This window comes from Streptomyces laculatispora (assembly GCF_017353455.1).
Lineage (GTDB): Bacteria > Actinomycetota > Actinomycetes > Streptomycetales > Streptomycetaceae > Streptomyces > Streptomyces laculatispora.
The window spans coordinates 1-10,976 of record NZ_JAFMPZ010000547.1; the positions used below are offsets into that span (position 1 = coordinate 1).

At 72.5% G+C, this 10,976-nt stretch carries 12 protein-coding genes; 6 read left to right on the forward strand and 6 right to left on the reverse strand.

Going from position 1 to position 10,976, the window contains the following annotated elements:
- On the forward strand, nucleotides 1–895 hold an 895-nt coding region (locus J1C73_RS28955), incomplete at its 5' end, for an SUKH-3 domain-containing protein (RefSeq protein ID WP_207318960.1).
- Here J1C73_RS28955 and J1C73_RS28960 read toward each other — a convergent pair.
- Both J1C73_RS28960 and J1C73_RS28965 read right to left on the reverse strand, forming a co-directional pair.
- A complete protein-coding gene (locus tag J1C73_RS28960; protein ID WP_242644862.1) occupies nucleotides 856–1,884 on the reverse strand; it encodes an endonuclease/exonuclease/phosphatase family protein in 1,029 nt (342 codons plus the stop codon). The genes J1C73_RS28955 and J1C73_RS28960 overlap by 40 nt on opposite strands.
- Complete coding sequence (locus J1C73_RS28965) at nucleotides 1,881–2,546, reverse strand: ABATE domain-containing protein (RefSeq protein ID WP_207318961.1); 666 nt, start codon at nucleotides 2,544–2,546, stop codon at nucleotides 1,881–1,883. Before J1C73_RS28965 ends, J1C73_RS28960 begins: the two co-directional genes overlap by 4 nt.
- A 193-nt stretch (nucleotides 2,547–2,739) precedes the next feature.
- Here J1C73_RS28965 and J1C73_RS28970 point away from each other — a divergent pair, with 193 nt between their 5' ends.
- Nucleotides 2,740–3,810 (forward strand): aldo/keto reductase, encoded by a 1,071-nt coding sequence (locus tag J1C73_RS28970; RefSeq protein WP_207318962.1) that lies wholly within the window; start codon nucleotides 2,740–2,742, stop codon nucleotides 3,808–3,810.
- A gap of 24 nt (nucleotides 3,811–3,834) precedes the next feature.
- Here J1C73_RS28970 and J1C73_RS28975 read toward each other — a convergent pair whose 3' ends face one another.
- Nucleotides 3,835–4,446 carry a TetR/AcrR family transcriptional regulator gene (locus tag J1C73_RS28975; protein ID WP_242644863.1) on the reverse strand — a complete coding sequence of 204 codons (612 nt, stop codon included), beginning with the start codon at nucleotides 4,444–4,446 and terminating at the stop codon, nucleotides 3,835–3,837.
- Nucleotides 4,447–4,532: 86 nt separating this feature from the next.
- Here J1C73_RS28975 and J1C73_RS28980 point away from each other — a divergent pair, with 86 nt between their 5' ends.
- Nucleotides 4,533–5,477 carry an aldo/keto reductase gene (locus tag J1C73_RS28980; RefSeq protein WP_207318964.1) on the forward strand — a complete coding sequence of 315 codons (945 nt, stop codon included), beginning with the start codon at nucleotides 4,533–4,535 and terminating at the stop codon, nucleotides 5,475–5,477.
- 174 nt (nucleotides 5,478–5,651) lie between these two features.
- On the opposite strand, the gene J1C73_RS28990 is transcribed toward J1C73_RS28980, so the two are convergent.
- The 3 genes from J1C73_RS28990 to J1C73_RS29000 form a co-directional block, all read right to left on the reverse strand.
- Nucleotides 5,652–6,176, reverse strand: coding sequence for a GNAT family N-acetyltransferase (locus J1C73_RS28990; protein ID WP_207318965.1), 525 nt, complete (start codon nucleotides 6,174–6,176; stop codon nucleotides 5,652–5,654).
- Between the two features lie 111 nt (nucleotides 6,177–6,287).
- Nucleotides 6,288–6,779: a hypothetical protein gene (locus J1C73_RS28995; RefSeq protein ID WP_207318966.1), complete on the reverse strand. Its 492-nt coding sequence runs from the start codon at nucleotides 6,777–6,779 to the stop codon at nucleotides 6,288–6,290.
- A 34-nt stretch (nucleotides 6,780–6,813) separates the two neighbouring features.
- Nucleotides 6,814–8,064 (reverse strand): FAD-dependent monooxygenase, encoded by a 1,251-nt coding sequence (locus tag J1C73_RS29000; protein ID WP_207318967.1) that lies wholly within the window; start codon nucleotides 8,062–8,064, stop codon nucleotides 6,814–6,816.
- A gap of 253 nt (nucleotides 8,065–8,317) precedes the next feature.
- On the opposite strand from J1C73_RS29000, the gene J1C73_RS29005 reads away from it, so the two are divergent.
- From J1C73_RS29005 to J1C73_RS29015, 3 genes are all read left to right on the forward strand, one after another.
- Nucleotides 8,318–9,307, forward strand: coding sequence for an ABC transporter ATP-binding protein (locus J1C73_RS29005; protein WP_207318968.1), 990 nt, complete (start codon nucleotides 8,318–8,320; stop codon nucleotides 9,305–9,307).
- Nucleotides 9,304–10,134, forward strand: coding sequence for an ABC transporter permease (locus J1C73_RS29010; RefSeq protein ID WP_123460847.1), 831 nt, complete (start codon nucleotides 9,304–9,306; stop codon nucleotides 10,132–10,134). Before J1C73_RS29005 ends, J1C73_RS29010 begins: the two co-directional genes overlap by 4 nt.
- Nucleotides 10,135–10,309: 175 nt before the next feature.
- Nucleotides 10,310–10,855: a YceI family protein gene (locus tag J1C73_RS29015; protein WP_207318969.1), complete on the forward strand. Its 546-nt coding sequence runs from the start codon at nucleotides 10,310–10,312 to the stop codon at nucleotides 10,853–10,855.
- Nucleotides 10,856–10,976 lie beyond the last annotated feature (121 nt).

Sequence of the window (10,976 nt, forward strand, 5' to 3'; positions counted from 1 at the left end):
CCCCCCGCACGTCCCCGGCCGCTTCCCCCCTGACGTCGAAGCCGCCCTCCGTAGCGCCGGCTGGTTCCCCGGGCGGGACGTCAGTGCGCGGCAGGCCGAATGGATCCGCCGTACGAATGCGGAGATGGTGGCGAAAGGGATCCCCGGCACGGTATTCACCGCCCTCGAATCCGCGTTGGCCGAGTTCGGCGGCCTCACCGTCGAGCCGTGCCGGCCGGGAACCACCGTCGCCGCCTTCCCCTTCACCGTCGGGGGCACAAGCGTGTGGCTGAACGCCGCCGACACCGAAGAGCTCCGGAATTGGCTGGGCGAACTCACCCTGGCCTTCGGAAGGGACGAGGACGGCAGCGAACTCATCATGGGCGAGAGCGGGTGTGTCTACCTCTCCCACCCGGTCGGAGGTTACTTCCGGCACGGCGCCGGCCTCGACGAGGCCTTGGTCAAACTGGTCAGGGGCATCCGGAGCCCGTCACTGGAAGATGTCCCTGCTGCCGACACCTCCCACCTGCCGCGCACCGTGGGCACGTTGGTGTTCGCCGGCCGGTCCTACTCCCGTCCGGTCATCGACTACAGCCGCAGCCCGCACCTCCACCCGGTTCTGCAGGAACTGTTCGACTCCCTCTGGTCCGACAAGCGGGTCCCGCACGCGGGTCGCTGCGTCGAGGCCGCACTCGTCTCCGACCGGATGTGGGCGATGCAGGAACACTGGGGTGACCGGCGGATGGACGACTTCTGGGTCGGGGAGTTCTTCGAATCCGCCGCCACGACCATCACCGTGACCCGTGCGGGCCGGGTGGACGACCCGGCACACGGCACGTACGAACCACCCTGCGCGTCCTGCACCGTGATGCTCGACTACTTCCGGATCGGCGCAGGCCCGGAACCACTGCGCTGAGGGCTGTCAGGCGGTGCGAGCGAGATCCGCGTGGCGACCGGCAGATGGTCGCTGCCAGTGGCGGACAGGGTGCGCAGGGGGCCGACCTCCGCGCCCCGGGCCATCACCTGGTCGATCCGGGCCAGCGGGAAGGAGGCCGGGAAGCTGAAGGCGAATCCCCGTTCCGAGAGGTTCAGTTGTGAAGTCAGCGGGGCCAGTCCACGGTCGTCGACCGTGCCGTTGAGGTCGCCCAGCAGGATCACCGTGCCGACCTTCTCGGCGGCGACGGCCCGGCCCAGCAGGACGGCGCTCTCGTCGCGCCGGGCGGATGTCAGGCCGCCGGCTCCGACCCGTACCGAGGGAAGGTGCGCGACGTACGCCGCGACGTCGCCGTACGGGGTGTGGACCACGGTCCGCAGTCCGCGCTGCCAGGACTCCGTGATCCCGCGGGGCTTGATGCCCACCGGGCGGGTGCCCGAGAGCGGGTGCTTCGACCAGAGGGCGACCGTGCCCCGGACCGCGTGGAACGGGTAGTGCGGGGCGAGGGTCTTCTCGTACAACGGTCGGGCCGTCGGCAGCAGTTCCTCCATGGCGATGAGGTCGGGCCCGGCGTCCGCCAGGGTGCGGGCCGTGGCCGCCGGGGCGGTGTTCTCGTCGCTGACGTTGTGCTGCACCACGACCAGGGCATGTGCACCGGGATGCGTGCCGGGCAGGAGCAGCCCGCCGAAGGCGTACGCCCAGGCCGCCACCGGAAGCAGCAGCGCCGGCAGGGCCGTGGCCGAGCGGCGCAGCAGGGCGAGGCCGAGCAGGGGGACGACCGCCAGGCCCAGCCAGGGGAGGAAGGATTCCAGCAAACTCCCCACGTGGAAAGCCCAGTTGGGGATCGCCCGGGGGAAAGTGAGCAGTACGGCGATGAGTGCGGCCGACGCCGCGAGCACCCGGCCGCGCGTCCAGGGCGAACCGGCCCGTGCCACCCCTTTCGGCCGCGCCGCCGGTGGCTCGTGTGTCATGACGCCTGTGCGCAGGACGCGTCCTTGATGCGGTTGCGGTACGCCCGCTGCGCTGCCTGCGAGGAGCACGCCGTGCTGCAGTACAGCCCGGAGGTGTTGCGGGTCCGGTCGAAGAAGCCCGAGTAGCAGGTGGGGTTCTTGCAGATCTTCATGCGCAGCCAGGCGCCGCGCGAGGCCAGGTCGGCCGCGGCGCCGAGGAGACCGGCGAAGGCGCCGAGCACTCCGGTCTGTGCGGGAACCGGCCGGCAGCCCTCGGCGGTGATCCTGAGCTTGAGCGGATAGCGCTCGGCGATGCGTGCCAGATACTGCTCCGCCTCCGGCAGCCGGTCCGCGCTGCCCTCGCAGCCGGAGCGTGAGAGGAAGACCGTGCAGAGCGCGGCCCGCAGCTCGTGCGCGGCCACGACGTCGGCCCGGGTCACGGCCGCGTCGGCCGCCATCAGGCCGGCTCCGGTCAGCCAGGCGGTGAGGCTCGCGCTGTCGCCCAGCAGTTCCACCGGCCCGCTGCCGTGAGGCGTGGTGTTCACGAAACCGAGGAGCACGTCCGAGCTCTCGCACAGCTCCGACAGGCCGGCGCCCGTACCCGCCCCCGTGCCGGCGCTCGTACCCGTGCCCGTGCTCTTGGTCCTTCGTACGCCGCTCGCGTCGGCCACGTGCTGCTGCATGCCTGCCTCCTCCGGGAAACCTACCGCACGGTGCTGACGCACACCATGACCCGCAATATTTGTTAATGCACTTTACCCATAACGCTTGACCAGGACTGGGCATCTGACGTTATGTTCGTTCACGTTACAACCATCATGCCCGCCAGATGATGACGCTCGCCGGGCCGTACTTCCGCTACAGAGACGGGGACAGATGACGCTCGACGCCTACTACACACTCGGCCGGTCCGGACTGCGGGTCAGCCCGCTCGCGCTCGGCACCATGACCTTCGGCCAGCCCGAGTGGGGCTCCGACGCCCAGGCCTCGGGGCAGATCCTGGACGCCTACCTCGACGCCGGCGGCAACTTCGTCGACACCGCCGACATCTACGGCCAGGGCACCAGCGAGGAGCTCGTCGGCAAGCTCATCGCCGAGCGCGGCATCCGCGACCGCACCGTGCTGTCCACCAAGTTCACCCTCGGGGGACGCGAGGGCGACCCCAACGCGGGCGGCAACGGACGCAAGGCGATGCTGCGTTCACTGGAGGGTTCGCTGCGCAGGCTCGGCACCGACTACGTGGACCTGTACATCGTGCACGCGTGGGACGCCCTCACCCCGGCCGAAGAGGTCATGCGGGGCCTGGACGACCTGGTCTCCTCCGGGAAGGTGCGGTACATCGCGCTCTCCGACGTACCGGCCTGGTACGCGGCGCGGGCCCAGACGCTCGCCGAGTGGCGCGGCTACGAACCCCTCGTCGCCCTCCAGCTGGAGTACTCGCTCGCCGAGCGCGGGCTGGAGTACGAGTTCCCCTCACTGGCACAGGAGTTGGGCATGGGGCTGATGATCTGGGGCCCCCTCGCCAAGGGCCTGCTGTCCGGCAAGTACTCCGCCGGTGCGGCAACGGCCGCCGACCTGCCGGAAGGACGCATCAAGGTCGCCGCCTCCAGCGCGCCCGCCATGGACAACCGCAGCGAACGCAACTGGCGCATCGTCGCCGAACTGACCGAGGTGGCACGGGAGATCGGCAGGAGCCCCGCACAGGTCGCGCTGAACTGGGTGGCCAACCGGCCCGCCGTGGGCTCGGTGATCCTCGGGGCGAGCAAGCCCGGGCAGATCCGGTCCAACCTGGACGCGCTCGACTTCACCCTGCCCGACGGCCTCCGCGCCCGGCTGGACGAGGTCAGCGCGCCGCCGCGCGCCGTCCCGTACGCCTTCATTGACTCGCTGCAGTCCCGGCTGAACGCCGAGGTGCGCAACAAGCGCCCGGGGTACCACGCGGGCTGAAGCCTCCCGGCCGGGAGGCCGGGGTCAGTCCGCCGTCGCCGGCCTCAGCGCGTCCATGACGAGATCGATCAGCCGTCCGGTCTGCCCGGAGGTGTGGCCGGCAGTGCGGGCGAGGAAGATCCCCAGCAGCATCACGGTGATGTCCTCCGGCTCGACGTCGGCGCGAAGCGAACCGGCCTCGGCCCCGGCGGCAAGGATCGTGGCGATGGCGGTGGTGATGCGCTCCCGGGTGGCGGGCGTGGCGATCCGCCCCGAGGCCCAGCCGGCGCGGAGGGTGTCCGCCATACCGCGCTTCGTCGCGATGAACGCGGCGTAGCGCTCGATCCAGGCCCGGAGCGCCGCGTCCGGCGGGAGCTCCTGGAGCAGGGCGGGAGCGCTGGCGGCGACGTCGTCGAGTTCGGCGGCGTACACGGCCTCCACCAAGGCCTCGCGGGTCGGGAAGTGGCGGTACAGCGTGCCGATGCCGACACCGGCCTCGCGGGCGATGCCTTCGAGCGGGACGGTGCCGTCAGCGGCCGCGAAAGCGGCCCCGGCGACCCGGACGAGCTTGTCCCGGTTGCGCAGCGCGTCGACGCGGGGGGTGCGCGGCTTCTTCCCGGGGCCGGTTCCCGGGGGTGCCGGGTCGGGGGACTTCAAAACGGAGGCACCTCCGGTAAGAGTGCTACAGTCGATTACACGGAGGCTCCTCCGCTTCTCCATCTTCTCATGAGGACGGAATCACCATGACTGCGAACGGCTCCCCCTCCCGCCGTCTCACGGCCACCGGCGCCCCGCGTGCCGGGGGCGCCGCGACGATCGGGGACCTCACGGTTTCCCGCATCGGGTACGGCGCGATGCAGCTGGAGCGCCTGCGCGGCGACCGCGACGCCGCGATCGCGCTCCTGCGCCGGATGGTCGAGCTCGGCGTCGACCACGTCGACACCGCCCAGTTCTACGGCGACGGCTTCGTCAACGGGCTCATCCGCGACGCGTTCCGCCCCGAGGACGGCGTCGTGGTGGTCAGCAAGGTCGGCGCCGAACCCGATCCGGGCGGCCCCTTCCCGATGCGTCCCGCCCAGCGCCCCGAGCAACTGCGGGCAGGCGTCGAGGCCAACCTCGAATCCCTCGGCCTCGACCGCATCCCGGTGGTGAACCTGCGCCGCCTGGACACCCGGCCGGGCCTGCGGGCCGAGGGCGACCAGGTGGTCGACATCGACGACCAGCTCGCCGTGATGACCGCGCTGCGGGACGAGGGCAAGATCGGCGCGATCGGCCTGAGCGCCGTCACGCTGGACGGGCTGCGCCGGGCCCTGCCCGCCGGGATCACCTGCGTCCAGAATCTCTACAGTCTGGTGTCGCGCGACGACGAGGAGATGCTGCGGCTCTGCACCGAGGAGCAGATCGCCTGGGTCCCGTTCTTCCCGCTCGGCGGCTCCTTCCCCGGCCTGCCCAAGGTGACCGACGAGCCGGCCGTCACCGCCGCCGCGCGGTCCCTCGGCCGCACCCCCGCGCAGGTCGGCCTCGCCTGGCTGCTCCACCACGCGCCGAACACGCTGCTCATCCCGGGCACCGCGGACGCCGGCCACCTGGAGGCGAACGTCGCCGCCGGAACGATCGACCTCGACGATGCCGCACTGGCCTTGCTGGACGCCGTCGAGTCACGGTCCGCCGACGTCGCACTCGGCTGAGCCGGCCGGTCGCGGTGGCCGGCCGTGCTCCAGCGGCGCCGGCGCCTCGGCCCTGTCCGGGTCACGAACCAGCGCGTGCACCGTCCAGCCGTGGGACAGCAGCGCACGGGCGGCGGCGCCGCCCTGCCGGCCGGTCGCAAGGGGTCCCGCACCACGGCCGGTTCGCTTCCGTGGTCACCGGACGTCGCGCGAGGCCTTCTCCATGAGCGTGAACGACTTGGGCGTGCCGCCCGGCTGCGGCTTGCCCGCCTTCTGCCCGACGGCCCGGTAACCCTCGTCCAGGTAGTAGGCGTTCAGGCGCGCGTTGCCGGCCAGGCAGTCCAGGCGTACGAACTCCCGCCCCGCGGCGGCGACCCGGCGTTCCGCGGCGTGCAGCAACAGCCGGCCGGTCCCGGGCGGGGCGCCGGCACGGTCCACCATCAGCCGGTGCACATAGCCGGCCACCGGCGGCTGCGGCCCCCAGGCGTCCTCGTCCTCCCACCACAACTCCCAAGCCCCGGCCACCCCGTCACCTGCCTCGGCGACCCAGACCTCCCCGCCGCGCTCCGTGGTCCGGCGGAAGTCGTCCTCATCCAGCTCACCCGGCTGCCACTGACCGGCGATGCCCTGCGTGAGCATCCACCGGGCGGCGTTGTCACGCAGGCGCACGAGAGCGGCGAGGTCGCCGTCGTCGGCGAGGCGAAGATGCAGCTGGTCCATCGCACGATGGTCGCACGAGCCCGCGCGGGGCCGGCCGCCGCCGCAGGCACCGCCCGTCCGTCCCGTGCGCGGGACCGGCGGTGTCCTCATGTCAGACGGGGGCCCGGACGCTCAGCGCTCCGGGAACCGCTCCCCGCACTCGGCGCAGTACTTCGGCGCCGGTTCCCGGGACATGCGGCCGCACTCCGGGCAGACCCGGTCCAGGGAGCACGGGGCCTCGCCGCCCTCCTGCGCGGACACCGCCGGCCTGACGGTGAGGCCGGGACGGCGTCGGTGGACCGTGAGGTAGACGAGGCCGTCCGGGCCCGCGGCCAGGGCCCGCCGGGAGGTGCGGGGCAGCCAGGTGACCGTCGTCGGGGCCAGCTCCAGAGGCGTACCGCCACCGGCCGGGGTGAGACGGCCGCTGCCCGCGAGGACCACCAGGAGGACGTCGAGCACGTCCTCCTGGTGCTCGCCGACCTCCGCGCCCGGCGGCAGGCGCACCAGGTTGGCGTCCAGCTCCCGCCCCTGCCGGTCCAGTTGCCAGAGCGCTCCGCGGGCGTCGGGGGCCGCGGTGGCGAGCAGGTCGTCGAGTACGGCCAGTACCTCGGGAGTCGCGTTCACGCTCCTACGCTACGCCGCCGGGCGGAACGGCGGATCAGACCGGCTGGGCCTCCGGTTCACGGACGGGCAGCACGCTGCGGCCCGTCTCGTGGGCGTACAGGAGGGCGCGGTCCTTGAGGGCCGCGTGCACGGCCATCCGTGCGTCGCGGCGGCGCTGGGCCGGGCCGTCCGGGAGATGGAGGACGCCCGCGTTGCCCCGGGAACCGCGCTGGATCTCGGCGGTGCGGGGCACCCGCAGGGCCTCGTAGCGGGCGAGGCGGCCGGGGATGTCGTGGGGTGCGGAGCCGGTCAGGCAGGACGCCAGGTCCATCGCGTCCTCGATGGCCTGGTTCGCGCCCTGGGCCATGAACGGGAGCATGGGGTGCGCGGCGTCCCCGAGCAGCGTGATGCGCCGGGTGGACCAGGTGCGCAGCGGCGGCCGGTCGTGCAGCGCCCACTGGTGGGTGGACTCCACGGCGTCGACGATGTGGGAGACGAGGCCCGTCCAGTGGCCGAACGCCGCGCGCAGCGCCTCCGGGTCGCCGGGCCGGGACCAGGACTCGCGCGTCGGGGCGCCCGTGGTGACCGGGACGGTGGCCGCGTAGCTCAGGTACTCACCGGAGGCGACCGGGTAGCAGACGAAGTGCCCGCCGGGGCCGAGCCAGAGGCGGACCAGGGGCTTCTCGGCACCGGCCGGGAGCGCGTCCACGGGAACCAGCCCGCGGTAGATGCCCAGGCCGGAGAAGACCGGCTCGTCGCGCAGGAACGTCTCGCGGACCGTGGAGTGGATGCCGTCCGCGCCGACCACCACGTCGGCGGTGGACTCGGTGCCGTCCGCGAAGGCGAGGCGCACGGCGTCCTCCGCTCCGTCGCCGTCACCGGTCCGGGTGGCGGAGATCAGCCGCTGTCCCAGGCCGAGGCGGTCGCGGTCGACGAGCGAGAGCAGCGCGTCGTGCAGATGCGCCCGGTGGACGGTGAGGTAGGGGGCGGCGAACATCCGCTCGCACGCGTCGCCCAGCGGGGTGCGGGCGATGGGCCGGCCGCTCCAGCCGCGTACCTCCATCGCCTCGATGCGCACCGCGTGCTCGCGCAGCGCCGGGCCGAGGCCGAGGCGCAGCAGCGGGCGGATCGCGTTGGGCGAGAGCTGGACGCCCGCGCCGACCTCGGCGAGCTGCCGGGTCTGCTCGTGGATCACGTACGGCAGGTCGTTCGCGGCGAGCGCGCCCGCCAGGGCCAGACCGCCGATTCCCGCCCCGACGACGGTAATCCGAGGCGTCCCCGCATCCTTGTCTTTCCCGAACCGCACGTCTGGGACCACCTTCCGCGTCTGAGCAATGCCATCGGTCGCACCATGAGCATGTGCACCGCCCCGCCGCCCGGCAACGCCTGTCACCCCGTGCCCTGACAACTGTCGCCAGTTGCGTGACGGACGTCATCGAGACGGCCGCGCGGCTGCCGCGGCCCCGGTGGACGGCCCTAGCTTCCAGGGACACAGAGCCGGTCCGGCATTCGATCCAGGAGGCACCCATGACGCCAGAACGACGCACGGAGCGGCGACGGTGAGCGCCGTGGCCGTTGAGGGCCTGCTCAAGAAGTACGGCGACCACGAGGCCGTCAGCGGCGTCGACTTCAGTGTCGAGGAGGGCGAGATCTTCGCGCTCCTGGGACCGAACGGCGCGGGCAAGACGACCACGATGGAGATCCTCGAAGGATTCCGGGAACGGGACGGCGGCAGCGTCAGGGTGCTCGGACGGGATCCGGGCACGAAGGCGGACGGGCGGTGGCTGCGCGGGCAGATCGGGCTCGTGCTCCAGGACATCGCCATCGAGCCGTATCTGACCGTGCGCGAGTCCGTCGCACGCAACGCCGGCTACTACCCGGCACCGCGCGGCACCGACGAGGTCATCGACCTGGTGGGGCTCGGCGAGAAGCGCGACGCGAAGGTCAAGGACCTGTCCGGCGGGCAGAAGCGGCGGCTCGACCTCGCCCTCGGCGTCGTCGGCGACCCCCAGCTGCTGTTCCTGGACGAGCCCACCACCGGCTTCGACCCCAACGCCCGGCGCGGCGCCTGGGAGGTCGTACGGAATCTGCGGGACGCCGGTACGACCATCCTGCTGACCACCCACTACATGGACGAGGCGCAGGAGCTCGCCGACTCCGTCGCCGTCATCGCGGGCGGGAAGATCGTCGCCGCGGGCACCCCGGACACGCTCGGCGGCCGGGACAGCGCACTCGCCCGCATCCGGTTCGCGCTGCCCAGGGGCGCCGCGATCGCCGATGTGCCGCTCGCGGTCACCGACGCCGAGGACGGCCTGGTCACCGCGGAGGCCGAGGAGCCGACCGCCGCCCTGCACCGGCTCACCTCCTGGGCGCTCGACCGGGGCACGCCGCTGGAGCGGCTGACCGTCGAGCAGCCCACGCTCGAAGACATCTACCTCGGCCTGACCAGTTCGTACGCGCAGCAGGATGCCTCGTCGCCGTCCGCCGACCGGGGCCGCACACCGTCTCCGGAACGCCGGGGACGCCGACCCGGACGGAGCCGTCGATGACCAGCACCCTTCCCCCCACCACCGAGTCCGTCGCCCGCGAGCCGCGCGCCCCGCGGCAGCGGCCCGACCGGCGCGGCTCGGTCGCGATGCTCGTCCACCAGATCCGGTACGAGCAGCTGTCGTTCTGGCGCAACCCGCAGTCGATGGTGTTCACGTTCGTGCTGCCCATCGTCATCATCGCGATCTTCGGCGCGGTGTTCAGCGGCGGCGGCAGCGAAGAGTTCTTCTTCGGCATGAGCGGTATGCAGTACTACACGCCGACCATCGCCGCCGTGTCCGTACTGGGCGCCTGCTACGGCCAGTTGGCGATCGTCCTGGCCATGCGGAGGCAGACCGGCGTCCTCAAGCGGCTGCACGCCACCCCGCTGCCCGCCTGGGTGTACTTCGCCGGGCTGCTCGTCCACTGCATCGTGGTGAGCGTCATCGACGTGGCGCTCGTCATCGGGATCGGCACGCTGTACGACGTGTCGCTGCCCACCCACTGGGCGGCCGTCGGCGTCACCCTGGTGCTCGGTGCGGCCAGCTTCTGCGCCCTGGGCGTCGGTGTCGCCTCGCTGATCCGCAACTCCGAGGCCGCGCCCGCCGTCGTGCAGTTCATCCAGTTCCCGCTGGTTTTCATCTCCGGCAGCTACTTCCCGATCCACTCCGGGGTGCTGAACACGATCGCCGGGCTGCTCCCGGTGAAGCCGTTCAACGACGCCATGCTGGCGCCCTTCGCGCAGGACGCGAGCTTCCAGTGGAAGGAACTGGCGGTGCTCGCCGCCTGGGGTGTCATCGGTGCGCTGATCTCCGTACGCAGCTTCCGCTGGGACCCGCGCCCGGAGTAGCCCGAGCCGTCACGGCCCGGCGGGATCGCAGCGCCGCGCCTTCCGTCGTGAGGGGCCTCCACCTTGCCGGTGAGGCCCCCTCGGCGTGTGCGGCGGAGCTCAAGAGCGACCGAACCACAGCAGGAACGCAGCCCACCAGGAACGAAGTCCATCGAACACGAAGGGAATTCCCCCCATGTCTTCCAGCAACGACGCACCCGCGCACGTCTTCGCCCCCACCGGTCCGGCCGCCCTGTCCGGTGACTGGACGCTCGATCCGGCCGCGTCCACCGTGGAGTTCACCGGCCGGCACTTCCTCTTCTTCCCCGTCACGGGTTCGGTGCCCGTGCGGTCCGGACGGGCCGGGCTCGACGCCGCCGGTTCGCTCACCCACCTCGACGCGACGGTCGGCGTGGCCGGCTTCGACACCGGCAACCCGCAGCGCGACCGGAAGGTGCGCGGCCCGGGATTCCTGGACGCCGGCCGGTTCCCCGTACTGCGGTACGCCGGTGAGCGGGTGGCGCAGGGCGCCCCGCCGGTGCTCACCGGAGTGCTCACCGTGAAGGAGCGGGAGGTCCCCGTGGACTTCACCGTGGACGAGGTGACGGCCGACGGGGAGCAGGTCGTGGTGCGCGCCACCGCCGAGGTCGACCGGCATGTGTGCGGGGTGGGCGCGATGCGCGCGGTGGTCGGTCCGCGGCTCGCGCTGCGGGTGCGCGCGGTGTTCGTCCGTACCCCGTAGCGGCCGGCCGGTGGCCCGCGGGACGCCCGGCGGAAGTGCACACGAGGCGGCACGTGCGAAGGTCCGGCCGGAGGGGGATTCCGGCCGGACCTTCGTTGTCCGGTACCCGCGGGCGGGCGGT

What these genes read in the sequence shown, in the direction of transcription:
- J1C73_RS29010 (WP_123460847.1), top strand. Translation starts at nt 9,304, where the DNA reads ATGACCAGCACCCTTCCCCCCACCACCGAGTCCGTCGCCCGCGAGCCG.
- J1C73_RS28980 (WP_207318964.1), top strand. Translation starts at nt 4,533, where the DNA reads ATGACTGCGAACGGCTCCCCCTCCCGCCGTCTCACGGCCACCGGCGCC.
- J1C73_RS28960 (WP_242644862.1), bottom strand. Translation starts at nt 1,884, where the DNA reads ATGACACACGAGCCACCGGCGGCGCGGCCGAAAGGGGTGGCACGGGCC.
- J1C73_RS28970 (WP_207318962.1), top strand. Translation starts at nt 2,740, where the DNA reads ATGACGCTCGACGCCTACTACACACTCGGCCGGTCCGGACTGCGGGTC.
- J1C73_RS28990 (WP_207318965.1), bottom strand. Translation starts at nt 6,176, where the DNA reads ATGGACCAGCTGCATCTTCGCCTCGCCGACGACGGCGACCTCGCCGCT.
- J1C73_RS29015 (WP_207318969.1), top strand. Translation starts at nt 10,310, where the DNA reads ATGTCTTCCAGCAACGACGCACCCGCGCACGTCTTCGCCCCCACCGGT.
- J1C73_RS28965 (WP_207318961.1), bottom strand. Translation starts at nt 2,546, where the DNA reads ATGCAGCAGCACGTGGCCGACGCGAGCGGCGTACGAAGGACCAAGAGC.